At 68.3% G+C, this 26,782-nt stretch carries 24 protein-coding genes; 10 read left to right on the top strand and 14 right to left on the bottom strand.

All coding sequences use genetic code 11. The annotated features are described in order from the left end of the window. Window positions 1–130: 130 nt before the first annotated feature. Both AB0J95_RS30395 and AB0J95_RS30390 read left to right on the top strand, forming a co-directional pair. Window positions 131–2,323 (top strand): (Fe-S)-binding protein, encoded by a 2,193-nt coding sequence (locus AB0J95_RS30395; RefSeq protein ID WP_364765240.1) that lies wholly within the window; start codon window positions 131–133, stop codon window positions 2,321–2,323. Window positions 2,324–2,395: 72 nt separating this feature from the next. Next, window positions 2,396–3,178 (top strand): GNAT family N-acetyltransferase, encoded by a 783-nt coding sequence (locus AB0J95_RS30390; RefSeq protein ID WP_364765237.1) that lies wholly within the window; start codon window positions 2,396–2,398, stop codon window positions 3,176–3,178. Here the strand turns inward: AB0J95_RS30390 and AB0J95_RS30385 are convergent. Beyond that, window positions 3,135–3,830: a TetR/AcrR family transcriptional regulator gene (locus AB0J95_RS30385; RefSeq protein ID WP_364765234.1), complete on the bottom strand. Its 696-nt coding sequence runs from the start codon at window positions 3,828–3,830 to the stop codon at window positions 3,135–3,137. The genes AB0J95_RS30390 and AB0J95_RS30385 overlap by 44 nt on opposite strands. An 84-nt stretch (window positions 3,831–3,914) precedes the next feature. Here AB0J95_RS30385 and AB0J95_RS30380 point away from each other — a divergent pair, with 84 nt between their 5' ends. Then, complete coding sequence (locus AB0J95_RS30380; protein ID WP_364765231.1) at window positions 3,915–5,984, top strand: MMPL family transporter; 2,070 nt, start codon at window positions 3,915–3,917, stop codon at window positions 5,982–5,984. Between the two features lie 77 nt (window positions 5,985–6,061). Here the strand turns inward: AB0J95_RS30380 and dmpG are convergent, their stop codons facing one another. Genes dmpG through AB0J95_RS30360 form a run of 4 tightly spaced genes read right to left on the bottom strand, consistent with a single transcriptional unit; the run spans window position 6,062 to window position 10,265 of the window. Then, entirely contained in the window at window positions 6,062–7,066 is a 1,005-nt protein-coding gene (dmpG, locus tag AB0J95_RS30375; RefSeq protein ID WP_364765228.1) for a 4-hydroxy-2-oxovalerate aldolase, read from the bottom strand. Further along, the gene (locus AB0J95_RS30370; RefSeq protein WP_364765225.1) at window positions 7,056–7,940 is read right to left on the bottom strand and encodes an acetaldehyde dehydrogenase (acetylating); all 885 of its coding nucleotides are present in this window, start codon (window positions 7,938–7,940) and stop codon (window positions 7,056–7,058) included. The genes dmpG and AB0J95_RS30370 overlap by 11 nt, the downstream gene beginning before the upstream one ends. Continuing rightward, window positions 7,937–8,725: a 2-keto-4-pentenoate hydratase gene (locus tag AB0J95_RS30365; protein WP_364765222.1), complete on the bottom strand. Its 789-nt coding sequence runs from the start codon at window positions 8,723–8,725 to the stop codon at window positions 7,937–7,939. The genes AB0J95_RS30370 and AB0J95_RS30365 overlap by 4 nt, the downstream gene beginning before the upstream one ends. Continuing rightward, entirely contained in the window at window positions 8,712–10,265 is a 1,554-nt protein-coding gene (locus AB0J95_RS30360) for an FAD-binding protein (RefSeq protein WP_364765219.1), read from the bottom strand. Before AB0J95_RS30360 ends, AB0J95_RS30365 begins: the two co-directional genes overlap by 14 nt. A gap of 142 nt (window positions 10,266–10,407) precedes the next feature. On the opposite strand from AB0J95_RS30360, the gene kstD reads away from it, so the two are divergent. From kstD to AB0J95_RS30335, 5 genes are read left to right on the top strand one after another with little or no spacing between them, the layout of a single operon-like run. Further along, window positions 10,408–12,069, top strand: a complete 1,662-nt coding sequence (kstD, locus tag AB0J95_RS30355; protein ID WP_364765216.1) for a 3-oxosteroid 1-dehydrogenase — start codon at window positions 10,408–10,410, stop codon at window positions 12,067–12,069. Further along, window positions 12,066–13,199 carry a Rieske 2Fe-2S domain-containing protein gene (locus AB0J95_RS30350; protein WP_364765213.1) on the top strand — a complete coding sequence of 378 codons (1,134 nt, stop codon included), beginning with the start codon at window positions 12,066–12,068 and terminating at the stop codon, window positions 13,197–13,199. The genes kstD and AB0J95_RS30350 overlap by 4 nt, the downstream gene beginning before the upstream one ends. Then, window positions 13,199–13,498, top strand: a complete 300-nt coding sequence (locus AB0J95_RS30345; RefSeq protein ID WP_364765210.1) for a hypothetical protein — start codon at window positions 13,199–13,201, stop codon at window positions 13,496–13,498. Before AB0J95_RS30350 ends, AB0J95_RS30345 begins: the two co-directional genes overlap by 1 nt. After that, the gene (locus tag AB0J95_RS30340) at window positions 13,491–14,480 is read left to right on the top strand and encodes a ferredoxin--NADP reductase (RefSeq protein ID WP_364765207.1); all 990 of its coding nucleotides are present in this window, start codon (window positions 13,491–13,493) and stop codon (window positions 14,478–14,480) included. The genes AB0J95_RS30345 and AB0J95_RS30340 overlap by 8 nt, the downstream gene beginning before the upstream one ends. A gap of 8 nt (window positions 14,481–14,488) precedes the next feature. After that, on the top strand, window positions 14,489–15,340 hold the full coding sequence (locus AB0J95_RS30335) for a MaoC/PaaZ C-terminal domain-containing protein (protein WP_364765204.1): 852 nt from the start codon (window positions 14,489–14,491) through the stop codon (window positions 15,338–15,340). On the opposite strand, the gene AB0J95_RS30330 is transcribed toward AB0J95_RS30335, so the two are convergent. The 7 genes from AB0J95_RS30330 to AB0J95_RS30300 all read right to left on the bottom strand — a co-directional run bounded on the left by AB0J95_RS30330 (window position 15,327) and on the right by AB0J95_RS30300 (window position 22,767). Next, window positions 15,327–16,208: a L,D-transpeptidase family protein gene (locus AB0J95_RS30330; protein WP_364765201.1), complete on the bottom strand. Its 882-nt coding sequence runs from the start codon at window positions 16,206–16,208 to the stop codon at window positions 15,327–15,329. The two genes, AB0J95_RS30335 and AB0J95_RS30330, sit on opposite strands and share 14 nt — an antisense overlap. A gap of 74 nt (window positions 16,209–16,282) precedes the next feature. Next, window positions 16,283–17,443, bottom strand: coding sequence for a lipid-transfer protein (locus AB0J95_RS30325; RefSeq protein WP_364765199.1), 1,161 nt, complete (start codon window positions 17,441–17,443; stop codon window positions 16,283–16,285). Beyond that, window positions 17,440–17,808 carry a MaoC family dehydratase gene (locus AB0J95_RS30320; protein WP_364765196.1) on the bottom strand — a complete coding sequence of 123 codons (369 nt, stop codon included), beginning with the start codon at window positions 17,806–17,808 and terminating at the stop codon, window positions 17,440–17,442. The genes AB0J95_RS30325 and AB0J95_RS30320 overlap by 4 nt, the downstream gene beginning before the upstream one ends. After that, window positions 17,805–18,677, bottom strand: coding sequence for a bifunctional MaoC family dehydratase N-terminal/OB-fold nucleic acid binding domain-containing protein (locus AB0J95_RS30315; RefSeq protein WP_364765193.1), 873 nt, complete (start codon window positions 18,675–18,677; stop codon window positions 17,805–17,807). The genes AB0J95_RS30320 and AB0J95_RS30315 overlap by 4 nt, the downstream gene beginning before the upstream one ends. Next, window positions 18,674–19,786 carry an acyl-CoA dehydrogenase family protein gene (locus tag AB0J95_RS30310; RefSeq protein WP_364765190.1) on the bottom strand — a complete coding sequence of 371 codons (1,113 nt, stop codon included), beginning with the start codon at window positions 19,784–19,786 and terminating at the stop codon, window positions 18,674–18,676. The genes AB0J95_RS30315 and AB0J95_RS30310 overlap by 4 nt, the downstream gene beginning before the upstream one ends. After that, entirely contained in the window at window positions 19,771–20,739 is a 969-nt protein-coding gene (locus AB0J95_RS30305) for an acyl-CoA dehydrogenase family protein (protein WP_364765187.1), read from the bottom strand. The genes AB0J95_RS30310 and AB0J95_RS30305 overlap by 16 nt, the downstream gene beginning before the upstream one ends. A 9-nt stretch (window positions 20,740–20,748) precedes the next feature. Continuing rightward, window positions 20,749–22,767 carry an acyl-CoA dehydrogenase gene (locus tag AB0J95_RS30300; protein WP_364765184.1) on the bottom strand — a complete coding sequence of 673 codons (2,019 nt, stop codon included), beginning with the start codon at window positions 22,765–22,767 and terminating at the stop codon, window positions 20,749–20,751. A gap of 112 nt (window positions 22,768–22,879) precedes the next feature. Between AB0J95_RS30300 and kstR the strand changes: the two genes are divergently transcribed. Then, on the top strand, window positions 22,880–23,485 hold the full coding sequence (gene kstR, locus AB0J95_RS30295; protein WP_364765181.1) for a cholesterol catabolism transcriptional regulator KstR: 606 nt from the start codon (window positions 22,880–22,882) through the stop codon (window positions 23,483–23,485). Between the two features lie 617 nt (window positions 23,486–24,102). On the opposite strand, the gene AB0J95_RS30290 is transcribed toward kstR, so the two are convergent. Both AB0J95_RS30290 and fabG read right to left on the bottom strand, forming a co-directional pair. Then, complete coding sequence (locus AB0J95_RS30290) at window positions 24,103–25,287, bottom strand: acyl-CoA dehydrogenase family protein (protein ID WP_364765178.1); 1,185 nt, start codon at window positions 25,285–25,287, stop codon at window positions 24,103–24,105. A gap of 9 nt (window positions 25,288–25,296) precedes the next feature. Next, window positions 25,297–26,058: a 3-oxoacyl-ACP reductase FabG gene (gene fabG, locus AB0J95_RS30285; protein ID WP_364765175.1), complete on the bottom strand. Its 762-nt coding sequence runs from the start codon at window positions 26,056–26,058 to the stop codon at window positions 25,297–25,299. Between the two features lie 88 nt (window positions 26,059–26,146). Between fabG and AB0J95_RS30280 the strand changes: the two genes are divergently transcribed. Continuing rightward, window positions 26,147–26,779, top strand: a complete 633-nt coding sequence (locus tag AB0J95_RS30280; RefSeq protein WP_364765172.1) for a TetR family transcriptional regulator — start codon at window positions 26,147–26,149, stop codon at window positions 26,777–26,779. The last annotated feature ends 3 nt before the right edge of the window (window positions 26,780–26,782 follow it).

The raw sequence follows: 26,782 nt of genomic DNA, 5'->3' as shown, positions 1-26,782 counted from the left end.
CGACTGCCACTACGGCCTTACGATCGCCTCGGCGTATGCCCGGGTGATGGCAAGCGCTGGCGGATCGCGAAGATGCGGTACGCGTGCAAGGCGTGCCGTTACTACACAAGTGCACACTGACGGGGTTTACGTGGTCGTTCGTCTCGTACTGGGCCTGCTGTTCACCGTTGTCGGGCTGGCTTTCGCCGCACAGCGCATCCGGTGGCTGAACAAGCTGATCAAATCCGGCCAGCCGGACCATGACCGGGCCGACCGGCTCGGCGCGCGGGTGGCCGCGCACCTGGCCGAGGTCTTCGGCCAGCGCAAGCTGCTCAAGTGGTCGGTGCCCGGGCTGGCGCACCTGTTCACCTTCTGGGGCTTCGTGATCCTCGCGTCGGTCTACCTGGAGGCCTACGGCGCGCTGTTCGACGAGAAGTTCGCGATCCCGTGGATCGGGCACTGGCCGGTGCTCGGGTTCCTGCAGGACTTCATCGCGGTGATGGTGTTCGTGTCGCTGGTCGTGTTCGCGATCCTGCGCATCCGCCAGTCACCCGAGCGCAGCCAGCGCAAGTCCCGGTTCTACGGCTCGCACACCGGCGGCGCGTGGCTGATCCTGTTCATGATCTTCAACGTCGTGTGGACCATGTTCCTGTTCCGCGGCGCCTCCGCGGCCTCGGGCAACTTCCCGTACGACAGCGGCGCGTTCGTCTCGCTCGGCGTCGGCGACCTGCTGCGGCCGCTCGGGCACGACGCGACCGAGGTGATCGAGACCGTCGGCCTGCTGCTGCACATCGGCGTGATGCTCAGCTTCCTGATCATCGTGCTGCACTCCAAGCACCTGCACATCTTCCTGGCGCCCATCAACGTCACCGCCAAGCGCCTGCCGGACGGCCTCGGCCCGCTGCTGCCGATGCAGTCGCACGGCAAGCCGATCGACTTCGAGGACCCCGGCGAGGACGACGTGTTCGGCCGCGGCAAGATCGAGGACTTCACCTGGAAGGGCATGCTGGACTTCGCGACCTGCACCGAGTGCGGCCGCTGCCAGTCCCAGTGCCCGGCGTGGAACACCGGCAAGCCGTTGTCGCCCAAGCTGGTGATCATGGACCTGCGCGACCACCTGTTCGCCAAGGCGCCCTACCTGATCGGTGGCAAGGAAGCGCCCGAGGGCGGCCTGGTCGAGAAGGTGGCCGACGAGGGCGAGCACCGGCACGGCGTGCCCGAGGCCGGGTTCCCCCGGATCCCCGGCGACCAGGGCGGGCGGCCGCTGGTCGGCGACCTGGCGTCCGGCGGCGTGATCGACCCGGACGTGCTGTGGTCGTGCACCACCTGCGGCGCCTGCGTCGAGCAGTGCCCGGTGGACATCGAGCACGTGGACCACATCGTCGACATGCGCCGCTACCAGGTGATGATCGAGTCGGAGTTCCCCACCGAGCTGGGCACCCTGTTCCGCAACCTGGAGACCAAGGGCAACCCGTGGGGCCAGAACAACTCCGAGCGGATGGACTGGGCCAAGGGCCTGGACTTCGAGGTGCCGGTGTTCGACGGCGAGCTCGCGTCCGATGTGGAGTACGTGTACTGGATCGGTTGCGCGGGCTCGTTCGACGACAACGCACGCAAGACCGTCCGGGCCACGGCGGAGCTGCTGCACCTGGCCGGCGTGAAGTACGTGGTGCTGGGCAACGAGGAGAGCTGCACCGGTGACCCCGCCCGGCGGTCGGGCAACGAGTTCCTGTTCCAGATGATGGCCCAGCAGACCGTGGAGATGCTCAACGCGGTGTTCGAGGGCCGCGAACCGGTGCAGCGCAAGATCGTCACCACCTGCCCGCACTGCATGAACACGCTCGGCCGCGAATACCCGCAGCTGGACGGGCACTACGAGGTCGTGCACCACACGCAGCTGCTGAACCGCTTGGTGCGCGAGCAGAAGCTCACCCCGGTCGCGCCGTCCGAGCCGTCCGGCCCGGGTGTCACCTACCACGACCCGTGCTACCTGGGCCGGCACAACAAGGTCTACACGCCGCCGCGTGAGCTGATCGGTGCCGCGGGCGCCCAGCTGACCGAGATGCCCCGGCACGCCGACCGGTCGCTGTGCTGCGGCGCGGGCGGTGCGCGGATGTGGATGGAGGAGCGGATCGGCAAGCGCATCAACGAGGAGCGCGTCGACGAGGCCATCGACACCGGCGCGGGCACCGTCGTCACCGGCTGTCCGTTCTGCCGCGTGATGGTCAACGACGGCCTGACCGCGAGGCAGGCCGAGAACAAGGGCGAGGGCGTGACCGTCAAGGACGTCTCGCAGCTGCTGCTCGAGTCGGTCAAACGCGGGGACGCGGTTCCCGCGGACTAGGCACAGGCGTGAACCTGCCAGTCCCCAGCGGACTGGCAGGTTCACGGCGGCATTTCGGTGACACTGTCTCGTATGGACGATCGTGTGGCGGTGACCGCTGAGCTCGAGGTGTGGGACCGGACCGTGTCCGCGATGCGGCCGCAGGACCGCGACGACCTGGGCATGGCCACCGCCCGGATCGGCACCGGCCTCGCGCTGTCGGTTCTGCGCGACCCGACCGGGTACTGGAGCAAGGCGCTCGGGTTCACCGAGCCGATGACCGCCGGTCTGGTCGAGGAGATCATCGAGTTCTACCGCGCGGCGGGCAGCAAGCGCGCCAGCCTGCTGCTCGCGCCGTGGGTGCTGCCGCCGGACTGGGCGGACATCTGCGCTGCCTATGGCCTCACCCCCGGCGGCAGGGCCACCAAACTGGTCGCTCCCGTCGACGCCGTCCATCTCACGGGGCACACCGACCTGCCGATCAGCAAGGTCGAGCCTGGCCGTCTCGCGGACTGGGGCAGGGTCGCGCTGAGCGGGTTCGACATGCCCGACATGCTGGCGCCGATCATCGACGGGCTGGTCAACGCCAAGGACTTCCAGCACTACGCGGCCTGGGACGGCGACCGGATCGCCGGGGGCGCGGTGCTGGCGTTCGTGGCCGGAGTCGGACACCTCAACACCGACGCCACCTTGCCGGGCTACCGCAACCGCGGCGTGCAGTCGGCGTTGATCACCACCCGGATCCGGGATGCCGCCGAAGCGGGCTGCGCCTGGGTGGTCGCCGAGACCAGCGACAGCGGGTCGTCGATGGAGAACATGCTGCGCGCCGGGCTCAAGCCGTTGTACTACTCCCAGAACTGGGTATGGCAGGCGTGACGAAGTCGTAGTGGGCCAACGCGTCGCCGACGAAGCCGCGGCCGAGGATGTCCAGCATCCGCGCCAGTGCCTGCTCGAGCATGTGCTCGGGCCAGTCCCGCAGTGGCCCGTCGATGCTCAGGTTGGAGAACCCGTGCACCGCCGACCAGGCGGTGATCTCCGCCATCGGCCGGTACTCCCTGGTCAGCATGCCGGTCGCGACGAGGTCGTCCAACGCCTGGGCCAGCAGCACGAACGGGATGTCGGACTTGACGATCGTCTCGCCGTCCAAAATGGACCCGCCCTGCTGGAACGCGGTCCGGAACAGGCCGGGCTCGCTGCGAGCGAACTGGATGTAGCCGCGCGCGATCGCGGCCAGCGTGCTCAGCGACCGCTGGACCGGGTCGTCGGTCTCGGGTAGCGCGCGCACGTAGACCTGCATGGCCGCGCCCATCCGCTCCATCGCGCGTTCCTTGGCCGCGTCCAGCAGCTGCTCGTGCCCCTCGAAGTGCCGGTAGGCGGCGGTCGGCGTGACGCCCGCGATCCGTGCGGCCGCGCGGACGGTGATGGCCGCCGGGCCACCCTCCTCGGCCAGCTGGGCAGCAGCGTCCACCAACGCGTTGCGCAGGTCCCCGTGGTGATAACTCCGTTTCGACCCGCCTGAGGGTGTCATGAGAACGATGTTGACATCCGTAAACATTTGAGGCAAGTTAACACCCGACAAGTTTACGGCTGTACACATCGTGAGGGGTTCACCATGTTCGTCCGTATCGGGCTCTTCGCCACCCGCCACGCCAGGGCGATCCTCGTCGCCACGCTGATCGTGCTGGTCGGCGCCGGTGCGCTGGGGTTCACCGCGTTCGGCAAGCTGAAAAGCCAGGGCTTCGACGACCCGGCATCGGAGTCCTCGCAGGTCACGGCCGATATCGCGGCCAAGTTCGGCGGTGGCGACGGCCTGGTCTTCCTGATCAGGGGGCCGGTGGCCGACCCGGCGGTGCAGACCGCGGGCAAGGACCTGACCCAGCAGCTGAGCGCCGACCCTCAGCTGAGGAACGTCGCCTCCTACTTCAGTACCGGGGCACCGCCGATGAAGTCCGACGACGGCCAGTACGCGATCGCCGTGGCCAAGCCCGCGGACAACGTTGAGATCTCTGATCTGCGGGAACGTTACGACGGCCAGCACGGGCCGATCGATGTCACGCTCGGCGGTGGGGCAACCGTCAGCGACGACATCGGCGGGCAGGTCGGCAAGGACCTCGCGGTGGCCGAGGCGATCGCGGTGCCGCTGATCACGATCCTGCTGATCATCGCGTTCGGCAGCCTGGTCGCCTCGCTGCTGCCGCTGGCCATCGGCGGGATCGCCATCCTGGGCACGTTCGCCGAGCTGGCGATTCTGGGCTCGATCACCGACGTGTCGGTCTTCGCCATCAACCTGACCACCGCGCTCGGTCTGGGTCTCGCCATCGACTACGCGTTGCTGATGGTCAGCCGGTACCGCGAGGAACTCGCGAACGGCCTCGACACCAAGGCCGCTGTGGTGCGGACGGTGTCGACTGCGGGCCGGACGATCATGTTCAGCGCGCTGGCCGTGACCGCCGCTTTGGCTGTGCTGCTGGTGTTCCCGATGTACTTCCTGCGGTCGTTCGCCTACGCGGGTGTCGGCGTCGTGCTCATCTCGATGACCGCCGCGCTGCTCGTGCTGCCCGCCCTGCTGACCGTGCTCGGGCCGCGCGTCAACGCCGGCAAGATCCGCAAGCGCGTGCCGTCGACGGTCTCGCCGTTCTGGGCGCGGTTCTCCGGGTCGACCATGCGCCGCCCGCTGCGGGCCGCCCTGCCGGTGCTGATCGTGCTCATCGCGGCCGCGATCCCGTTGCTGCACGTGCAGTTCGGCACTCCCGACGACCGCGTGCTGCCGAAGACCACTGACACCCGGATCGTCGGCGACGAGCTGCGCGACCACTTCCCCACCGACGATTCCCGTGCCATCCGGGTGATCGCGAACGACACCGGCGACATCACCGGTCAGCTCAAGGCATTCCCGGGCGTCACCGCGGTGACCCGCACGCCGGGCCAGGATGCCACGCTGTACTCGGTCATCCCCACCGGTGAAGCCCGCTCCGACCAAGCGCAGCAACTGGTCCGGGACATCCGCGACTCGGATCTGCGGGTCCAGGTCGGCGGTTCGGCGGCGGTGCTGATGGACACCAAGGACGCCATCTCGTCACGGCTCCCGTTGGCCGCCTTGCTGATCGCGCTCACCACGTTCGTGCTGCTGTTCCTGTTCACCGGGAGCGTGCTGCAGCCGCTGCGGGCGTTGCTGTTCAACGTGATCGGCCTGTCCGCCACGCTCGGCCTGATGGTGCTGGTGTTCCAGGACGGCTGGCTGTCCGGGTTCCTCGGCTTCACCCCGCTGCCGCTGGACACGAGCATGCTGGTGTTGTTGTTCTGCATCACCTTCGGGCTGTCCATGGACTACGAGGTGTTCGTGCTCAGCCGGATCAAGGAGAAGCACGACCAGGGCGCCACGCTGCGGGACGCGGTGGTCGACGGCCTCTCGCACACCGGCCGGCTGGTCTCCACCGCCGCCGTCCTGCTCGCGGTGAGCCTGCTTGCCTTCGGTACCAGCGGGGTCAGCTTCATCCAGCTGTTCGGCATCGGCAGCGGCCTGGCGATCCTGATCGACGCCACGCTGATCCGCGGCATCCTGGTTCCGGCGGGCATGCGGGCCCTGGGCCGCGCCGCCTGGTGGGCGCCGGGACCGTTGCGCCGCCTGCACAACAAGGTCGGCATCAGCGAGGCCGAGACCCGCGAACCGGTCGCCGTCTGAATCAACGCCGTCCGAGAGTAAGACCTGGCCGCCACCACACCGCCGTTGTGGTGGCGGCCAGCGCCATGAGCAGCCCCTTACGACTCCTTGGCCAGCTCCAGGGCGATGTCGACCAGCTGGTCCTCCTGCCCGCCGACCAGTTTCCGTTGCCCCGCACGGACAAGGATCTCCGCACCGGACACGCCGTAACGTTCCGCTTGCCGGTAGGCGTGTTTGAGGAAACTCGAGTAGACGCCCGCATAGCCCATCAGCAGGGCCATCCGGTCCAGGCGGCACTCCTCCGGCATCGCGGGCAGGACGACGTCCTCGGCCGCGTCGACGATCTTGAAGAAGTCGATCCCGGTCTCGATGCCGAGCTTGTCGCAGACCCCGACGAACGCCTCGGTCGGCGTGTTCCCGGCGCCCGCACCGAACCGCCGCGCGCTGCCGTCGATCTGCCTGGCACCAGCCCGGTACGCGGCAACGGAGTTCGCCACAGCGAGGCCCAGGTTCTCGTGACCGTGGAAGCCGACCTGAGCGTCATCCCCGAGTTCGGCGACCAGGGCCGACACCCGGTCGCCGACTTGCTCCAGCACCAACGCACCGGCACTGTCCACGACGTACACGCACTGGCAGCCCGCGTCCGCCATGATCCTGGCCTGCTTGGCCAGCATCTCCGGCGGCTGGGAGTGGGCCATCATCAGGAACCCCACGGTCTCCAGGCCGCGTTCGCGAGCCAGGCCGAAGTGCTGCACGGCGATGTCGGCCTCGGTGCAGTGCGTCGCGATGCGGCAGATCGAGGCGCCATTGTCCTGGGCGATCAGGATATCGTCCTTCACGCCGACGCCCGGCAGCATCAGGAACGCGATCTTGGCCTGGGTCGCCGTGGCCACCGCGGTCGAGATCAGGTCCTGCTCCGGAGTTTTGCTGAAGCCGTAGGTGAAGGAAGACCCGCCAAGGCCGTCGCCGTGGGTCACCTCGATGACCGGGACACCGGCGCCGTCGAGAGCGGCCACAATGGACCGGACCTCGTCCGCGGTGAACTGGTGGCGCTTGTGGTGCGACCCATCCCGCAGGGAGGTGTCCGTGATCCTAACGTCCATTGCCCAGCCCCAATGCGATCTGCTCGCCGACCCGCGCCGCGGCGGCCGTCATGATGTCCAGGTTCCCGGCGTACGGCGGCAGGAAGTCGCCGGCGCCCTCGACCGAGATGAACACGCTCACCCGCGCCGGCCCGGCCGCGTCCGCCGCGTCGAACTGCGGCTCGTTCAGCAACCGGTACCCGGGAACGTAAGCCGCCACGTCCGCCACCATCTTGGTCACCGAGGCCGAGATCGCCTCGGTGTCGGCGTCGTCCGGGATCTGGCAGATGATGGTGTCGCGCATGATCATCGGCGGGTCGGCCGGGTTGAGCACGATGATGGCCTTGCCCTTCACCGCACCGCCGATCACCTCGATGCCCCGGCTCGTGGTCCGGGTGAACTCGTCGATGTTGGCCCGCGTGCCCGGCCCGGCGGAAACGGACGCCACCGAGGCCACGATCTCCGCGTACTCCACTGGCACGACACGGGAAACGGCGTGCACGATGGGGATCGTCGCCTGACCGCCGCACGTGATCAGGTTGACGTTCGGCGCGTCCAGGTGTTCTTCCAGGTTCACCGGCGGCACCACGTACGGCCCGATCGCCGCCGGGGTCAGGTCGACCGCGCGGATCCCGGCCTCGGCGTACTTGGGCGCGTTCTCCTTGTGCACGTAGGCGGACGTCGCCTCGAACACGATCGCGGGCGGGTCGGCGAACATCGGCTCCACACCGTCCGATGTGGTCTTCAGGCCGAGCTCCGCCGCCCGTTTCAGGCCTTCGCTGGCCGGGTCGATGCCGACCATCCAGACCGGTTCGAGCACGTCGCTGCGCATCAGCTTGGCGAGCAGGTCCGTGCCGATGTTGCCGGACCCGACGATCGCCGCTGGCACCTTCACGTCTGGCTCCCCTCGAATGTCAGTGCGACCTCGCCGAGCCCGGTGAACTCGGCCCGGAACGAGTCACCCGGGCGTGCGTCGATCGCACGCGTACACGACCCTGGCAACACGATGTGCCCGGCTTTCAACCGAACCCCGAAACCGGCGACCTTTCCGGCCAGCCACGCCACGGCGGTCACCGGGTTGCCCAGCACCGCGTCCGACCGGCCCTTGGCGAGGAGTTCCTCGTTGCGCCACAAGGTCGCGTCGATCGCGCGAATGTCTATGTCGGACGGCCGCACCCGTCCCGTCCCGAGCACGAACCCGGCCGAGGAGGCGTTGTCGGCGATGGTGTCCGGCAGGCTGATCTTCCAGTCCTCGATCCGGCTGTCGATCAGCTCGATCGAGGGCGCCACGAATTCGGTGGCGTTCAGGACATCCTCTTCGGTACAGCCCTCGCCGGGCAGGTCCGCGCCGAGGACGAACGCGACCTCGACTTCCACGCGTGGATAGCAATACCGCGTCGCGTCGACCGGAGTGTTCTGCGTCAAGGCCATGTCGTCGAGCAGGTGCCCGTAGTCCGGTTCGTCCACGCCCATCATCTGCTGCATGGCCAAAGAGGACAGTCCGACCTTGTGGCCGAGCACCGGCCGGTTGCGCCGGCGGATGTTGTACAGCTGGATCTCGTAGGAGTCGACCACGTCGATCTCCGGGAAGTCCTGGACGAGCGGCGGGATGGGCCGCCGGGTCCGTTCGGCCGCGTACAGCCGGTCGGCCGCGTCGACCCGTTGGTCAACTGTGAGCACGTGTCCTCCTCACACTGGCGTGGACGCCCGCTCTCCGCCCGGAGAACACGCAGTCGGCCAGCGAAAGTCCGCTGACATAGGAGTTCGAGCAGATCCCAACGGCCGTGCGGCCGGCGGCGTAGAGCCCGTCGATGGCCGAGCCGTCCTCGCGCAGCACCGCGCCGGTCTCCTCGTCCACGACGAGCCCGCCGAGGGTGAGCATCGGGCACGGGAAGGCGATGCTGGGCTTGATCGAGATGTCCACCAGCGAGTACGGCGGCTGGTCCAGCACCCGCACGAACTCGCGCGGTTTGCCTGCCGGGTCGGGCTTTCCCTCGCGCGCCGCCGTGTTGTGCGCCTCGACGGTCGCGACCAGCCCGTCCATCCCCGCCTTCGCGGCCAGTTCCGCCACTGTGGACGCGGTGACCCGCTCCCGGCGGAGCAGGAACCGGGTCTGCAGCTGCTGGAACCACACGGTCTGGCTGCGCAGGTTCTTGCGGGCGTCCTTGACCAAGGCGCTGTCCACGAACAACCAGCCGCGAGACCCGTGGGACGTCACGAGATCGTGCCCCAGCGCGGCGCCGTACCGGGACTCGTCCCCCACGCGTTCACCGGACGGGCCGACCGCGACGCTGCCGAGGAACGCGCTGGGCGGCGTGATGAACCGCCACGCCGACACCCGGGACATGTGCCCGGTCGTGCCACCCGCGGCGATGCCCATCTTGATCCCGGCGCCGTCGTCGGACATGGTCCCGAGGGCCAGGCCACGGCGGTAGCCGGGCGCGTGTTCCTTCATCATCTCCCGGTTGGCCACGAACCCGCCCGCGGCCAGCACAACGCCCCGGCGCGCCTGGATCCGGACCGGCTTTCCCTTGCGCTCCAGGGCTTTGGCCCGCCGGGTGAGGAACTTCCGCAGCACCGGCAGGTACAGCCCGGGCTTGGCCGCATACTTCCCGCATACACGATGTATACGAGCTGCATACCCGCTGAGTACCGACGCTTCGACCCCGACGACCTGGTCGTTCTCGACCACCAGACCCCGCACGAAGGTCTGCGTGCGCACCCGCGCCCCGGCCCGGGCGGCCTCGGCGAGCGCTGTGAACAGCGCCTTGCCCGAGATGCCCTTGCCCTTGGCGCGATGGCCGCGCGGCGCGGGCGGTGCGGCATCCCGGAACCCACCGGCCGCCTCGCTGCCCGAGTAGTACAGGTAGTGCTTGTTGCTGGGGTACGAGGTCTTATAGGGACACAGGCTGGCCTCGAACGGCACGCCCTGCTTCTCCAGCCAGGAGATCATGTCCACGCTGGAGTCACAGAACTTACGCAGCGTGTCGGCGGAGACCGCGTCGCCCACCTCCAGCTCCAGGTAGCGGCGCATGGCGTCGGCACTGTCGGTGACCCCGGCCGCCTGCTGCTGCGGGGTGCCGCCGCCCGCGTAGACGACCCCGCCGGACATGGCGGTCGCGCCGCCCCCGGCGAACCGGTCCAGCACCAGCACCTCGGCCCCGGCGGCGGCCGCCTCGATGGCCGCGCAGGCCCCCGCGGCACCGAACCCGACTACCACTACGTCAGCTGTATCTGACCAGGTATCTGTAACACGTTTCGACACCGCTGGACCTACCTCACAGTGACCGAATTCTCGTCACACCATAGCGCGTCCGGGACCAAGACTATAACCTGTTCTAGTATTGACCCGGAGGTGACGGATGACCGGACCAGCCGAGTTCGACCTCGTTGTCGTGGGCAGTGGGGCGGCCGGGATGACCGCCGCGCTGGCCGCCGCGCACAACGGGCTGAGCACGCTGGTGATCGAGAAGGCCCCGGCCTACGGCGGGTCCACCGCCCGCTCCGGCGGCGGCGTGTGGGTGCCCAACAACGAGGTGATCCTGCGCGCGGGCGTGCCGGACACCCCGGAGAAGGCCGAGGCCTACCTCACCCACATTGTCGGCGATGTGGTGCCGCGAGAGCTACTGCTCACAGTGCTCGAGCGCGGCCCCGAGATGCTGAGCTTCCTGCTGCGGCACACCCCGCTGAAGTTCGCGTGGGTGCCCGGCTACTCCGACTACTACCCCGAGGCGCCCGGTGGTCTGCCCGGTGGCCGGTCGATCGAGCCCAAGCCGATGCCGGTGAGCATCGTCGGCGAGCACCTGGCCACGCTGAACCCGCCGTACCTGGCCTCGCCGTTGCAGGTCGCGGTCACGCAGGCCGACTACCGCTGGCTCAACCTGGTCAAACGCCATCCGCGCGGGATGCTGCGCGCGCTGCGCGTCGGTGCGCGGGGTTTCGCCGCGCGGATCACCGGCCGCCGGATCGCCATGGGTCAGGCCCTGTCCGCCGGGATGCGGGTCGGGCTGGCCAAGGCGGGCGTCCCGGTCTGGCTGGAGACGGCGATGCTCGACCTGGTGACCACGGAGGGCCGGGTTACCGGCGTCCGGGTTGCCAAGGACGGCAAGGAGTTCACCATCACCGCGCGGAAGGGCGTGCTGCTGGCCTCCGGCGGCTTCGAGCGCAACGAGGAGCTGCGCAAGAAGTACCAGCGCGAGCCGATCGGGACACAGTGGACGGTGGGCGCGGCCGAGAACACCGGTGACGGCATCGAAGCCGGGCTGCGCCTCGGCGCGGCCGTCGACCTGATGGACGACGCCTGGTGGGGCCCGTCCATCCCGCTCACCGGCGGCCCGTACTTCTGCCTCGCCGAGCGGACCCTGCCCGGCTGCATCATGGTCAACGCCGAGGGCAAGCGGTTCGCCAACGAGGCAGCGCCCTATGTGGACGCCGTGCACGCGATGTACGGCCCGGGCGACGGTCCCGGCCGCAACATCCCGACCTGGCTGATCGCCGACCAGCGCTACCGCAACCGGTACGTGTTCGCCGGCCTCTACCCGGGACAGTCGTTCCCTGGCCGCTGGTACAAGGCGGGCGCGGTGTTCAAGGCCTCGTCACTGGCCGAACTGGCCGGGTTGATCGACGTTCCCGCGGAGTCGCTTGTGGACACCGTCGAGCGGTTCAACGGGTTCGCCAAGGCCGGGGACGACAAGGACTTCGGCCGCGGCAAGTCGGCCTACGACAAGTACTACGGTGATCCACGCAACCGCCCCAACGAATCCCTGGCGCCGCTGGAGACCGGGCCGTTCTACGCGGTCCGGATCGTCCCGGGCGACCTGGGCACCAAGGGCGGGCTGCGCACGGACACGGCGGCGCGTGTGCTGCGCGAGGACGGGTCGGTCATCGACGGTCTGTACGCCGCCGGAAACGCCAGTGCGGCCGTGATGGGCCGGACGTACGCCGGCCCGGGTGCGACAATCGGACCGGCCATGACGTTCGGCTACCTGGCCGCACTGGACATCGCTGCGAAGGGGAACGCATGACTGAGGTCCGGACCATCGACGTCGGCGCGATGCCGACCCGCTACGCCCGCGGCTGGCACTGCATCGGCCTGGCGAGCGAGTTCACCGATGGCAAGCCCCACGCGATCCAGGCGTTCGGCACCAAGCTCGTCGTCTTCCAGGGCGAGGACGGCAAGCTGAACGTGCTCGACGCGTACTGCCGGCACATGGGCGGCGACCTCAGCCAGGGCTCCATCAAGGGCAACGCGGTCGCCTGCCCGTTCCACGACTGGCGCTGGGCTGGCAACGGCCGGTGCGTCGAGATCCCTTACGCCAAGCGGGTTCCGCTGCGTGCCCGGACGCGCGCCTGGACCACGCTGGAGCTCAACGGCCAGCTGCTGGTGTGGCACGACCCGCAGGGCAACCCGCCGCCTGCCGAGGTCACCCCGCCGCGGGTGGAGGGCGCCTACTCCGAGGAGTGGAGCAACTGGAGCTGGGACAAGATCCTGATCGAGGGCTCCAACTGCCGCGAGATCATCGACAACATGGTCGACATGGCCCACTTCTACTACATCCACTTCGCCTTCCCCACGTACTTCAAGAACATCTTCGAGGGCCACATCGCCACGCAGTACCTCAACTCGCGCGGCCGCCCGGACGTCGACCCCCGCGGCCGCGGCAACTATTCGGGTGAGGACAACGTGTTGCGGTCCGAGGCTTCGTACTACGGTCCGTCGTATATGATCAACAAGCTGTGGAACGACTACAAGGGCATCGAGGTCGAGACGGTCCTGGTCAACTGCCACTACCCGATCACGCAGAACTCGTTCATGCTGCAGTACGGCGTGATCGTCAAGAAGCTGCCCGGCCTGGACGCCGCGCAGGCCGACGTGGTGGCGGGCAAGTTCTCCAAGAGCTTCAAGCTCGGTTTCCTGCAGGACGTGGAGATCTGGAAGAACAAGACCAAGATCGACAACCCGTTGCTGTGCGAGGAGGACGGCCCGGTCTACCAGCTGCGCCGGTGGTACGACCAGTTCTATGTGGACGTCGAGGAGGTGACCGACGACATGACCAGGCGGTTCGAGTTCGAAGTGGACACCACCAAGGCGAACGAGGCCTGGGAGAAGGAAGTCGCCGAGAACCTGGCCCGCCGCAAGGAAGCCGGCGTCTGATGTGGGCCAAGGCTCCCTTGGTCGACACTGCCGACCTACGGGAGAGGACCAGCGCGGACCGGCGGGAGTTCCTGTCCGGCGGGTTGCGTCCGGTCGAGTGCACGGCCTGCGGGACCTGTGTGCTGGTCAAGAAGAACAGCCAGCACCACACGAGCATCCAGTGGCAGACCCCGACCTCCGAGTGTCCCGAGTTCGCCGCGCAGCAGCGGCCGGGCGGCCTGCTGGACACCTGTTCCAAGCTGCGCGCCAGCATCGAGGCCCTGGTGGCCGAGGGCCTGCTCGAGGTCCCGGATGACTGAGATCGTCACGGTCACCGTCGCCGACGTCGTCCGGGAGACGGCCGACGCCGTCTCCGTGGTGTTCGACGCGGACTTCCCCTACCGGCCAGGGCAGTTCCTGACGTTGCGGTGCGGCGAGGTGGCCCGTTGCTACTCCCTGTCCAGCTCCCCGCACACCGGTGACCGTCCACAAGTGACGGTCAAGCGGATCCCGGACGGGTACGGCTCGGCATGGGTGTGCGACAACCTCCGGCCGGGCGCACAGGTCGAGATCCTGTTGCCCGCCGGGATCTTCACACCGCGGTCGCTGGACGACAACCTGCTGTTGTTCGCCGCCGGCAGCGGGATCACGCCGGTGATGTCGATCATCAAGTCGGCGCTCAGCCAGGGCACCGGCAAGGTGGTCCTGGTGTACGCCAACCGCGACGAGGCCTCGGTGATCTTCGCGGACCGGCTGCGTGAGCTGGCGGCCGAGTATCCCGAACGGCTCCTGGTGATCCACTGGCTGGAGTCGTTGCAGGGCCTGCCGACCCCGCGGCACTTCGCGCAACTCAAGCCGTACACCGGGTTCGATGCGTTCCTCTGTGGACCGGCGCCGTTCATGGAGGTCGTCACGCAGGCGTTGAAAACGCTGAACGTCCCGCGCGACCGGATCCACATCGAACGGTTCATCTCGTTGTCCGGCAACCCCTTCGAGGAGAACGTCGAGGAGCTCCCCGGCGACGGCGACAACGCGACCATCGAGGTGGACCTGGACGGCGAGCAGCACACCTACGAGTGGCCGCGGCACAAGAAGCTGCTGGACGTGTTGCTGGACAACGGGCTCGCGGCGCCGTACTCCTGCCGGGAGGGCGCCTGCAGCGCGTGCGCGTGCCGGATCGAGCAGGGCGAGGTGAAGATGCTGCAGAACGAGATCCTCGACCAGGAGGACCTGGACGACGGTATCGTGCTGGCCTGCCAGTCCCTTCCGGTCACCGACACGGTGAAGATCACGTACTCCTGAGGAGCGGCATGCCGATCGACCCCGCCAAAGCCATCGGAGCGTCCCTGGGCTCGACGAGGTTCGAGTGGACCTCGTCGGATGTGCTGCTCTACCACCTGGCGCTGGGCGCGGGCGGCGACCCACTGTCCGAACGGGAGCTGCGGTACGCCACCGAGCAGGACCTCCAGGTGCTGCCCACGTTCGGGGTGATCGCGCCGAACCTGCGGATGACCAAGGCCCCCAAGGTGTCCTTCCCGGGCGTGGAGATCGACCTGGCGAAGGTGCTGCACGGCCAGCAGGAGATCACCGTGCACCGCCCGCTGCCGGCCCAGGCGACGGCCACGGCGAGTACTCGGATCGCCGATGTGTTCGACAAGGGCAAAGCGGCCGTGGTGGTTCAGGAGTCCACGGTCACCGACGAGAACGGTGACCCGCTGTACACAACGCGATCCAGCATCTTCGCTCGCGGCGAGGGCGGGTTCGGCGGCGAACGCGGCCCGTCGACCACGGTCGAGATTCCGGACCGCGAACCGGACACGATCCTGAACACGCCAACGCTTCCGCAGCAGGCTCTGCTGTACCGGCTGTGCGGCGACCGCAACCCGCTGCATTCGGACCCAGCGTTCGCGCAGGCCGCCGGGTTCCCCAAGCCCATCCTGCATGGCCTGTGTACATACGGAATTGTCTGCAAGGCCGTCGTGGACGGTGTTTTGGATGGCGATGTCAGCCGGGTTGCGAGCTACGCAACGAGGTTCGCCGGGGTGGTCTTCCCCGGTGAGACCCTGACGACCCAGGTCTGGCAGGACGACAAGCGTTTGCTGATCACGACGACGGCCGACGGGCGCCCGGTGCTGTCGGACACCGTGCTCACCCTATGTTGATCACCGGGTGCTGCGCCGGGTCCAGCCAGCGCATGATCGCGTCGAGCTGAGCCGAGGGCACCGAGACACAGCCTGCCGTGGCCTTGCCGTTGGACACGTGCAGGAAGAACGCCGAGCCCGCGCCCGGCTGGACCGGGCTGCGGTTGTAGTTGATCACCACGGCGTGGTTGTACACGCTGCCAGCAGCCAAAAGGTGCTCGCCTGCCTTCTCGTTGAAGGTGCACGCCCCTGGCTCGCAACGGACATGCGTGTTGTAAGCGGGCGAAGCCGAGTCGCTGACCCACCAGTCCGAGTCGTCCACCTGGAAGTACGGCAGTTTCGTCCCGTTGTTCGCGGCGATTCCGAACGCCTCGGTCAGGCTGTGCACGCCGGCCGGAGTGCGGGAGGTCGTCTCGCTGGCCTGCCCCACGCCCATCGAACCGATGTTCGCCGTGACCGGGCCGAGATCCCTGCGCCAGCCGCCCTCGATGCGGGTCCACGCGTTCAGGGTCGCGGTGGTCGCGGTCCTGGACGCCGCCACAACCGTGATCACCTGACCTGCCGAGCCGCTGTACGGCAACGGCAGCTGCTCGCCCTCGTTCCGGGTCTGTGCCTGGGGTTGTTCGGGCTTCCTGGTGACCGCGGGCGGTGCGCTCGTCAACGTGGTGTGCGCGCTGACCGGCGGGGCACTGACGCTGGGCGGGGCCGAAACCGACGCCGTTGCGGACGGTTCCACGGTGAGCGCCGGGGTCTGAATGTCCACAGCGGCCGGTGCGGTGAGCAGCTGCGGAGCCGCCTCGGCAGGGGTCGGGGTGCGCACAGTGGTGGATGCTGTCACGAGTCCGGCGACCGCGCAGGCTAGGACGAAGGGCAGCAGGATTCGGCGCACCGGGCCACTGTAGTGGCGTCACTCACGGAAACGGCAAGGCCCCCAACGCCTTTTCACCGTGGTCTGCCCTTTTGTCACCCGGTGACAATCAACCCGCTCGTCGGGACGCCGGTTCCGGCCGTGACAAGCACCGGAAATCCCACCTGGTTGGGGGACGTTCCACGGACCTGCCGCACCGCTTCGGCAATCCCGTTCATCCCATGAATGTAGGCCTCGCCGAGCTGGCCGCCGTGGGTGTTGACGGGCAACGATCCCCCGGTCTCGATGGCCCCATCGGCGATGAAGTCCTTGGCCTCACCGCGCTCGCAGAACCCGAGCTCCTCCAGCTGGACAAGGACGAACGGGGTGAAGTGGTCGTAGAGGATGGCGACTTTCACGTCCTGCGGCGAGAGTCCGGACTGTGTCCACAGTTGATCACCGACGACCCCCATCTCCGGCAGGCCGACCAGGTCGTCGCGGTAGTACGAGGTCATGACGAACTGGTCCGCACCACTACCCTGCGCCGCCCCGGCGATCACCGCCGGTCGTTGCGGCAGGTCACGGGCTCGCTCCACAGTGGTCACCACCAATGCGACTCCGCCGTCGCTTTCCTGGCAGCAGTCCAGCAGGTGCAGTGGTTCAACCACCCACCGTGACCGTTGGTGATCTTCCAGCGTGATCGGTTTCCCGTAGAACCAGGCATTCGGGTTCACCGCCGCGTGCTTACGGTCCGCGACCGCGACCCGGCCGAAATCCTCCGACGTGGCACCGTAGACATGCTGGTAACGCTTGGCGAACATGGCCACGTCAGCCGCGGGTGTGCCCAGTCCCATCGGGTAGGACCACGCGTTGTCGATCCCGTTGGAGGTCGGCATGGCCGCGGCGGCCGTGGACACCTGACCGAATCGGTGCCCGGATCGTTCGTTGAACGCGCGATAGCACACCACGACGTTCGCAACACCGCTCGCGACAGCCATCGCGGCCTGCTGAACGGTCGCACAGGCCGCGCCACCACCGAAGTTGATCCGGCTGAAGAAGCTCAACGACGGCACACCGAGTTCGCGCGCGACCGCGATCTCCGAGTTGCTGTCCATTGTGAACGTCACGAGTCCATCCACATCGGACGGGCTCAGTCCGGCGTCGGCCAGCGCCGCCCGGCAGGCCTCGACGGCCAGCCGCAGCTCCGTCCGGCCGGAGTTCTTGGAGAACTCGGTGGCGCCGATGCCTGCGATGGCGGCTTTTCCGGACAGCGTCATGGGACCACCAAACGAACGGTTCCGGTCACGTGGTCACCCAGCGAGCAGCGGCCGACAACCTGTACAACGGTGTCGGCGCCGTCCGGGGCCGCGGTTCCGGCGAAGGTGAGTGTATCGCCCGCGTAGCACGGCACGCCGAGGCGAATGGAAACGTTGCGCACCAACGCGTCCGGACCGGCCCAGTCGGTGACGAACCGCTGCACCAACCCGGTGGTCGTCAGGATGTTGAGGAAGATGTCCTGCGAGCCGCGCGCGATCGCCGCGTCCCGGTCGTGGTGCACGTCCTGGAAGTCCCTTGTGGCCAGCGCAGTGCTGATCACGAATGTCGTGGTCGTCTCGATGCTCAGTTCGGGCAGCTGTGTCATCGCGACCGCCAGACCGGGAGCGTCAGCTCACCGTCCACACGCGACCAGTCCACCGTGACGGCCTGGCCGATGGCCACCTCGTCCGGCGGGACGTCCAGCAGCTCACCCAGCATCCGCACGCCCTCCTCCAGCTCCACCAACGCGATCACGATCGGCAGCTGCTTGCCCGGCACCGGCGGGTGGTGGTGCACGACGTAGCTGAAGATCTCGCCGCGCCCGCTGGCGACGACGTACTCCGGCTTGTCGTGCCCACACGACGGGCAGAACGGGCCCGGTGGGTGCCGCAGCCGTTGGCACGCAGGGCATTTCTGGATCCGCAGCTCGCGTTGCGCGGTGCCGTCCCAGAAGAACTGGGTGTCCTGGTTGACCTGCGGCCGGATCACCGCGCCCGTCGCCGGTCTGGGCCGGAACTTCAGCACCCGGAACATCATCTCGGCGACCGGCTCGTCATCGACGTACCAGATGTTCTTGGTGGTGACGAACCAGCCCTCGCCAAGCCCGGTCTTCTTGGGGCCGGCCAGATCCGACAGCTGGGTGGTGAGCGAGAGCTGCTCGCCAGGCCGCAGGTACCGGTGGTAGGTCTGCTCGCAGTTGGTCGCGACGATCGAGGTGAACCCGGCCTCGTCCAGCACCCGGATCATCGAGCCGAGCGGGTCGTCGGCGTCGCGCTGGCCGTGCAGGCCGAACATGGTCCAGACCTGGATCATGGCCGGGGGCGCGAACTTCGGGTAGGCGGGGTTGCGGTCCCCCATCGCCTCCACCCAGTTGTTGATCATCGGCTCGTTCACCGGGTCGCGGGCGAAGCGGGGTTTGCTCTCCCCCAACGCCTTCAGGCGGGCCGCCTCGGCTTCGATCGGGTTGATGGTCATCGGGGCACCCTCGGCAGTTTCAGGCCGGCGGTGGCGATCAGCTCGCGCTGGATCTCGTTCACGCCCCCGCCGAACGTCAGCACCAGGTTGCGTTTCGCCTGCGCGTCCAGCCAGCGCTGGAGCGCGCCGGTCTCCGGGTCGGCCGGGTCGCCGTGCTTGCCGACGACCTCCTCCAGCAGCCGGCCGACCCGCTGCATGCGGTCGGAGGCGAAGATCTTCGTCACCGACGCGTCCGCCACGTCGAGCGGCGCGGAGGCGACCTGGCCGTTGAGCAACTCGTTGACCTCCATGCACGCGTACACCTCGGCGAGCGCGCGCCGCACATCCCAGTGGTTGAGCAGTCCTCGTTCCTTCGCCCAGGACCGGACCCGTTCGTACTGCCCGGCGATCCGCCCGGCCGGGCCGAGCATCACGCGTTCGTGGTTGAGCTGGGTGGTGATCAGCCGCCAGCCGCCGTGTTCCTGCCCCACCAACATGTCCGCGGGCACCCGGACGTCCTCGTAGTAGGTGGCGTTGACGTGGTGCGCGCCATCGCAGGTGATGATCGGGGTCCACGAGTAGCCGGGCAGCTTGGTGTCCATGATCAGGATCGAGATCCCCTTGTGCCGTGGGGCTTCGGGGTTCGTCCGGCAGGCGAGCCAGATGTAGTCGGCCTCATGGGCACCCGTCGTGAAGATCTTCTGCCCATTGACCACATAGGACTCACCGTCCCGGACCGCCGTGGTCCGCAGCGAGGCCAGATCGGTGCCGGACTCGGGTTCGGTGTAGCCGATGGCGAAGTGGATCTCCCCGGCCCGGATCTTGGGCAGGAAGAAGTCCTTCTGTGCCTGGGTTCCGAACTGGCGCAGGGTCGGCCCGACGGTCTGCAGGGTGACGTACGGCAGCGGGACGTCCGCACGGGCGGCCTCGTTGATCAGGATCTGGCGTTCGACGTCGCCGGTGTCCTGGAACCAGCCGTCCGAGCCGATCCGGCGCATCAGGTCCTTGAACACCGTGCCGTGCCGGTCGGTCATCATGGCCTCTTGCTCCGCCGGGGAGATCAGCCCGGTGAAGTACTCACGCAACTGTTGCCGCAGCGCGCGTTGCTCCTCGGTCAGATCGACGAACACAGCTGCTCCAGCCTTTCCTCGACGCCGCCGACGAACCGCACCAGGTCCTTGCTCAGCGAGTAGTAGCGGTGCATCGGGTAGGTGATGTCGACGCCCAGCCCGCCGTGCAGGTGGTGGCAGGTGTGCATGGCCAGCGGCAGTTCCTGGGCCAGCCAGTAGGCCGCCACGTCCAGCGCCGTACCCGCGTCCCGACCGGTGCCCAGCCGCCAGATCGCCGACCACGTGGCCAGGTGCAGGGTCCGCGCCGCCGTGTACACGTCCGCGATCTGCTGTGCCACGGCCTGGAAAGTCGCTAGCGGCTTGCCGAACTGTTCGCGGGTGCGGATGTGCGTCGAGGTCAGCTCCAACGCCCCGGCCAGCAGACCATCGCCCAGAGCGCATGCCCCGGCGAGCGCAAATGCCTGCAGGACTTGGACATCACCGAGGCGTTCGGCCGGGACCGCCGCGAGAGTGACTGTGGCCTCGGGCGCGCCGCTCGCCGAGTAGGTCGGGACGATGTTGACGCCCGGGTCGGCGGGGTCGATGACATACGCATACTCATTGCATGCAACGAGTATGCGGGTTGCATACTCGGCGTATACAACGTGTGTTTTGGTGCCGGTCAAGCGATCCCCGTCGATCCTGAGCTCGCCGCCGTCCAGCGCCGCGGTCAGCACCGGAGACCCTGCCAGCAGCCGGTCCTGCTGCTCGGGCGTGCCCAAGTTGACGATCGGCAGCACGCCGAGGGCGAGCGTGGCCAGCGCCGGGGTGTCCAGCCCGGCCCGGCCGACCTCGGTCAGCACCGCGCACGTCTCCAGCACGCCCAGCCCGTCACCGCCCAGCCGTTCGGGCAACGCGAGCGTCAGCAACCCGGCCTGCCCCAGGGCTTTCCACGCCTGGTCGGGCTCCCGGCGCAGCACCGTGGCCGCCAGGTCGGCGATTTCCTTCTGGGTGTCGTCGAAGGCGAAGTCCATCGGCGTCTCCTAGCTCCTCGGCAGGCCGAGGACGCGCTCCGCCGCGAGGGTGAGCAGGATCTGGCTCGTCCCGCCGGCGATGCTCAGGCAACGGGTGAGCAGGAACTGGTGGATGGCGGCACCGGCCACATCGGCGAGCGCACCTTCCGGGCCGTACAGGTCGAGCGAGAGTTCGGCGACCGCCTGCCGATGCTTGACGCCGACCAGCTTGCGGACGCTGGGATCGGTGCCCAGATGGTCCATTAAGGACACTACAAGCCCTTCGGCGACCTGTTCGCCCAGCCGCTCGTGGTCCGCGTCTCGTTGCTGCGCCAGCTTGAGCAGCTCCTCGACCTCGGTGCCGAACGACGACCCGCCGCCCATCGCGACGCGCTCGTTGGCCAGCGTGGTCCGGGTCAGCCGCCAGCCGTCGCCGGGCTGCCCGACCACGCAGTCATCGGGGACGAACACGTCGTCGAGGAAGACCTCGTTGAACATCGCGTCGCCGGTGATCTCCCGCAGCGGCCGGATCTCGATGCCCGGGCTCTTCATGTCGACCAGGAAGTACGTGATCCCCTTGTGTTTGGGGACATCGGGATCGGTGCGGGCCAGGCAGATCGCCCAGTCCGCCTGCGCCGCGCGGGACGTCCAGACCTTCTGGCCGGTCAACCGCCAGCCGCCGTCCTCGCGGACTGCCTTGGTACGCAAGGAAGCCAGGTCCGATCCCGCCTCCGGTTCGGAGAACAGCTGGCACCACTCGATCTCACCGCGCAGGGTCGGCCAGACGAACCGCTCGCGCTGTTCGCCGGTGCCGCCCTTGAGGATGGTGGGCGCCGCCCAGGCTCCGATCACGAGATCTGGCCTGCTGACTCCAGCTCTCCTGAGTTCGTCCGCGATCATCAGCTGCTCTTCGGCGGTGGCGTCCCGGCCGTAGGGCTTGGGCCATTCCGGGGTGAGCAGTCCGGTCTCCGCGAGCCGGTTCCGCTGGTCTTCGCGCGGGAGGGCCGCGATCTCCGCTACCAGGTCCCGAATCTCACCGTCCGCTGTGGACAGTGCCCGGACCTGCCTGCGCTTGCCTTCCAGCGCAAGGCTCGCCACTCGGCGGCGCCATGCCGCTGTGCCGCCCAGCAATGCCCGCAGGGTCAAGGCCCGGCGCAGGTAGAGGTGGGCGTCGTGTTCCCAGGTGAAACCGATACCGCCGAGGACCTGGATACAGTCCTTGGCCACCTCGACCGCCGCTTCCAGCGCCACCGCCGCCGCGACGGCCGCCGCCAGTGGGTGCTCGTCGGGGGCTTCGTCGGCCGCGCGGGCCGCGTCCCATGCCGCCGCCGTCGCCTTCTCGACCTGGCACAACATGCCCGCGCACAGGTGTTTCACCGCTTGGTAGGAGCCGATGGGCTTGCCGAACTGCTCTCGTACCTTGGCGTAGTCGGTCGCCGTACGCAGACACCATCGGGCGATTCCGGCGGCTTCCGCCGCGGCCAGTGTCGCCGCCAGGTCGCGGACTTCCTGTGTTGTCACCGAGACGACACGGCCGGCTTCGGCGCCGTCCAGCGTGGACAGCTCCTGGGACAGGTCGAGCGAGTCCCTGGGCTTGGTCGCGTTCTCGGTGATCGTCCAGGCGCCATCCCGCTCGACGAGTTGGTACGGAGCGTTACCGAGGAGTGGCCCGTCCGGTGTCAGGCCGACCGCCACCGGGATGCCGCCTTCGGCCAGGCCAGGGAGCAGTTCCTTGGCCACCGGTGAGTCGGGGTCGCGGGCGAGGAGCAGTCCGGCGAGTACGGTGGGTAACACCGGACCGGGGACCAACGCGGCTGCGGTCTGTTCCAGCGCGGCGGCGAGGTCGGCTACCGAACCGTCCTCGTCGGGGAGCACCATGGCGAACAGGCCGAGGTGTGCCAGGTCGGCCCAGTGCTCACGCCAGTGTTTGGCCCCGTCCATGCGACGCACGGTCGCCAGGACACCGGCCTCGGCGGCCCAGGCCCGGATCGACTCGCCGATGGCCCGCTGTTCCTCGGTGTTAGCGATCGACGCTGCGCCACTGACCACATCCCCATTAGAACGTGTTTCAGTTCTGGGGACAACCCCGGGAATAGGTGCGATTGGCGGCGAAGCGGTACACTACGACCCGAAGTGGAACAGGTTTCAGCAAGGGGTTCGGATGACAGCGACACCGTCCAGCGCGCTTGGTGAGGACGAGCTCGGCTCGGCGGCTCAACGCGACCGGCGCAAGCGCATCCTCGACGCGACGATCGCGTTGGCCACCAAGGGCGGCTACGACGCGGTGCAGATGCGCGCCGTCGCCGAGCGCGCCGAGGTCGCCCTGGGCACCCTGTACCGCTACTTCCCGTCCAAGATCCACCTGCTGGTCTCTGGCCTGGCGCGCGAGTTCGAGCGCAACCAGGAACGCATCGAGAAAGCCACCGTCCCAGGCGACACCCAGTACGACCGCGTCCTGTTCGTCCTGAGCCGCGTCACCCGCTCCATGCAACGCGACCCCCACCTCACCGAAGCCATGACCCGCGCCTTCATGTTCGCGGACACCTCAGCGGCCGCGGAAGTGGACCACGTCAGCCGCCTGATGGAGCGCATGTTCACCAGAGCCATGCACGAAGGCGACCCCACCGACGAAGACAAGGCGATCGCCCGCGTCATCGGCGACGTCTGGCTCTCCAACCTCGTCTCCTGGGTAACCCGCCGAGCCTCAGCCACCGACGTGACCACCCGCCTGGAACTGACAGTCCGGTTGCTCCTGAAGAAGGACTGATACACGACCGGAGTCCCGGGCCACCTACGACAACGGAAATACTGGCGATCGCTGCTCTCGGGCACCGACACAGCACGCTCATGTCCTAGTGCCTAAAGGCCGAAGCGAGCAGGACCCAACCAAACCCGACCTCCGCATAGACCACCGAACGCCGCAAACTCCCTGCGCTGCCAGCCGCACGCAAATAGTGCCCCCAAAAGAAAGCAACCCCCACCACACCCAGGGGGGCGACCCCGATGCCAGTCTACCGGTGGCGGCGGGGCGGACCCAGGGTTGAGGCGTGCCAGTGGGCCGTTCGCACGGTGTTCGCTCGGATGGGTGGCGGCTCGCGCCGGAACGCGGGCGCCAGGCCACTCGGGTGGGTGACAGTGCGGGCTCGAGTTCGCCCGGATGGGCGACGGCGCTAGGGGTGGCGGAAACGCGTGCGTTGCCAACGACTTCCGGCGCATTCGGTGCGGTGCGGGACGTCTTCGCTCGGGCAGATGATGGCGCGGATCGGACTCCAGGGTCGATAGCCCGCGCCCGAACGCAGGCGCCGGTCCCATCGAGGTGGGCGACAGCGCGGCGCGAGTTCGCTCAAGCAGGTGAGCAGGCCCGCGCCGGAGCGCAGGCGGGTATCAGCCGAGGGTTCCGCTAATAGAGCTGTGGCCTTTGAGGAGGTTGCGGGCGATGGTGCGGCGCTGGATCTCGTCGGTGCCTTCGTAGATGCGCAACAGCCGCAGTTCGCGGTACCAGCGCTCGATCGGCAGTTCCCGGGTGTAGCCCATGCCGCCGTGGATCTGCAGGACGCGGTCGACGATCTCGTTGGCCTTCACGCCGCCGTACAGCTTGGCCATCGACTGCGCCTGCCGCGAGTCCATGCCCTGCTCGACCTGCCACGCCGCGTGCAGCACCAGCCACCGCAGCGCCTCGATCTCCACTGCGGAGTCGGCGATCATCCACTGGATCGCCTGCCGCGTGGCGATCGGCTGGCCGAAGGTCTCCCGGGTGTTCGCGTAGTCGATGCCCATCTGCACCAGGCGTTCGCACGCGCCGATCGCCCTGGCGGGCAACAGGTAGCGGCCTTGGCCGATCCAGCGCATGGCCAGCTCGAAGCCGCGGCCTTCCTCGCCGAGGATGTTGCGGGACGGCACGCGCACGTTGTCGAACGTCAGCGCCGCCGGGCCCCACTCGCCCATGGTGTCGATGGGGTGCGACTTCCAGCCCGCCTCGCGGTCGACCAGGAAGCACGTGACGCCGCCATTGGCGCTCCCCCCGGAATTCATTGCTGCCTTGTCCGTCACCGCGAAGACCATGGTGAAGTCGGCTTCGTTGCCGCCGGTGATGAACGTCTTCTCGCCGCTGATGATCCAGTCGTCGCCGTCGCGGCGCGCGGATGTGCGAATCGCGCGCGCGTCCGACCCGGCGCCCGGTTCGGTGATCGCGAAGCAGGAGATCCGCTCGCCGCTGATCGTCGGCTCGAGGTAGGTCCTCTTCTGCTCTTCGTTGGCGTAGAACAGGATGTTGTCCGCCGAACCGCCGAACCGGAACTGCACGAACGACCGGCCCAGCTCGGCCTCGATCAGCGCGGCCATGGTCGCGCCCAGGTTCATGCCGCCGTACGCCTCGGGCGTGAGCACGCCCCAGAAGCCGGATTCCTTGGCCTTCAGCTGAAGCGCGCGCAGCTCGCCGCGGTCCAGGCCGGGCTGCCCGGCCCGTTCGCGCCGCAGCACCTCGGGCTCCAGCGGCATGATCTCCTTGCGCACGAACGTCCGCACCCAGTCGCGGACCTCGCGCTGCTCGTCGGTGAGCGAGAAGTCCATTGTCTCTCCTTAGAGTCGGCGTCCGCCGTCGACGTAGATGGTTTGGCCGGTGATGAACGACGACGCGTCGCTGACCAGGAACGAGATGGTGTTGGCGATGTCCTCGGGCTGGCCGACGCGGCGCACGGGGGTGATCTCGGCGCTGCGGGCGGCGAGCTCGTCTGCGGTGATGCCCAGGCGTTCGGCGGTGGCGGCGGTCATCTCGGTGACGATGAAGCCGGGCGCGACCGCGTTCACGTTGATGCCGAACGGGCCCAGCTCGATGGCCAGCGTGCGGGTGAAGCCCTGGATGCCCATCTTGGCCGCGGAGTAGTTGGCCTGGCCGCGGTTGCCGAGCGCGGAGACGCTGGACAGGCTGACGATCTTGCCGTACTTCTGGGCGACCATGTGCTTCTGCGCCGCCTTGGTGGCCAGGAACGCTCCCTTGAGGTGGACGCCGATCACGGTGTCCCAGTCCTGCTCGGTCAGTTTGAACAGGAGGTTGTCGCGGGTGACACCGGCGTTGTTGACCAGGATGTCCAGCCGGCCGAACTCCTCGGCCGCGCGGTCGGCCGCCGCGGTCACCTGGCCGGCGTCGGTCACGTCGGCGCCCACGGCGATCGCCCGGCCGCCCGCCGCCACGATGGAGTCCACAGTGGACTTCGAGGCGGCCTCGTCCAGGTCCAGCACGACCACCGCGGCCCCGTCGGCCGCGAGCCGGCCGGCCACCGCCGCACCGATCCCCCTGGCCGCCCCGGTCACCAGGGCCACCCGTCCGTCCAGTGCCGCCATCTCGAGAATCCTCCACAGTGCGAAAGCCTGACCGCTGAAAACCATACGGTGTTAGGTATAGTCAGAGCATAACTCCGAGAGGACCTGGATGCCACGGCCGAGCACACCCCTCCTGAGCAAGGACCGGATCAGAGCGGCCGCCCTGGAGATCATCGACCGGGACGGCCTGCCCGGGCTGTCCATGCGCCGCCTCGCGGCCGAGCTCGGCGTCCAGGCACCGTCCCTGTACAGCCATTTCGCCACCAAGGACGCCCTGCTGGACAACGTCTGCGACGAGATCATGTCGGCCGTCGACGTGTCCGACTTCGCCACTGGCGACTGGCAGGCGGGCATCCGGACGTGGGCGAGGTCATACCGCGCGGCCCTGGCCGCGCACCCCAACATCGTCCCGTTCCTGGCCGGCGGACCGGCCCGTCGTGACTCGGCGTTACGAGTAGCCGATGCCGTGCACGGAGGGTTGGTGCGCGCGGGCTGGCCGCCGAAGTACGCCACCATGATCGGCGCCTCGACGAAGTACCTGGTCCTGGGCGCCGCGATCGGCTCGTTCTCCCGCGGTTTCGAGGACGACGTGCAGGTTTATCTGGATCGGTACCCCAACCTCAACCAGGCGCACAAACTCGCCGAACACGCCGACGAGATCGACCAGGGCTCGTTCGAGCTGGCCCTCGACTCCTTCCTGCACGGCCTGTCGGCGCTGCACAGCGCGGTGTCCCCGGCCTGAAAG

This window comes from Actinocrispum sp. NPDC049592 (genome assembly GCF_040675465.1).
Taxonomy (GTDB): Bacteria; Actinomycetota; Actinomycetes; order Mycobacteriales; family Pseudonocardiaceae; genus Kibdelosporangium.
This window is presented reverse-complemented; position numbering and strand designations above follow the sequence as displayed.

Coding starts and splice junctions, on each gene's coding strand:
- AB0J95_RS30335 (WP_364765204.1), top strand. CDS start 14,489: ATGCCGATCGACCCCGCCAAAGCCATCGGAGCGTCCCTGGGCTCGACG.
- AB0J95_RS30350 (WP_364765213.1), top strand. CDS start 12,066: ATGACTGAGGTCCGGACCATCGACGTCGGCGCGATGCCGACCCGCTAC.
- AB0J95_RS30315 (WP_364765193.1), bottom strand. CDS start 18,677: ATGACCATCAACCCGATCGAAGCCGAGGCGGCCCGCCTGAAGGCGTTG.
- dmpG (WP_364765228.1), bottom strand. CDS start 7,066: ATGGACGTTAGGATCACGGACACCTCCCTGCGGGATGGGTCGCACCAC.
- AB0J95_RS30390 (WP_364765237.1), top strand. CDS start 2,396: ATGGACGATCGTGTGGCGGTGACCGCTGAGCTCGAGGTGTGGGACCGG.
- AB0J95_RS30280 (WP_364765172.1), top strand. CDS start 26,147: ATGCCACGGCCGAGCACACCCCTCCTGAGCAAGGACCGGATCAGAGCG.
- AB0J95_RS30325 (WP_364765199.1), bottom strand. CDS start 17,443: ATGACGCTGTCCGGAAAAGCCGCCATCGCAGGCATCGGCGCCACCGAG.
- AB0J95_RS30385 (WP_364765234.1), bottom strand. CDS start 3,830: ATGACACCCTCAGGCGGGTCGAAACGGAGTTATCACCACGGGGACCTG.
- kstD (WP_364765216.1), top strand. CDS start 10,408: ATGACCGGACCAGCCGAGTTCGACCTCGTTGTCGTGGGCAGTGGGGCG.
- AB0J95_RS30290 (WP_364765178.1), bottom strand. CDS start 25,287: ATGGACTTCTCGCTCACCGACGAGCAGCGCGAGGTCCGCGACTGGGTG.
- AB0J95_RS30320 (WP_364765196.1), bottom strand. CDS start 17,808: ATGACACAGCTGCCCGAACTGAGCATCGAGACGACCACGACATTCGTG.
- kstR (WP_364765181.1), top strand. CDS start 22,880: ATGACAGCGACACCGTCCAGCGCGCTTGGTGAGGACGAGCTCGGCTCG.
- AB0J95_RS30340 (WP_364765207.1), top strand. CDS start 13,491: ATGACTGAGATCGTCACGGTCACCGTCGCCGACGTCGTCCGGGAGACG.
- AB0J95_RS30345 (WP_364765210.1), top strand. CDS start 13,199: ATGTGGGCCAAGGCTCCCTTGGTCGACACTGCCGACCTACGGGAGAGG.
- fabG (WP_364765175.1), bottom strand. CDS start 26,058: ATGGCGGCACTGGACGGACGGGTGGCCCTGGTGACCGGGGCGGCCAGG.
- AB0J95_RS30380 (WP_364765231.1), top strand. CDS start 3,915: ATGTTCGTCCGTATCGGGCTCTTCGCCACCCGCCACGCCAGGGCGATC.
- AB0J95_RS30305 (WP_364765187.1), bottom strand. CDS start 20,739: ATGGACTTCGCCTTCGACGACACCCAGAAGGAAATCGCCGACCTGGCG.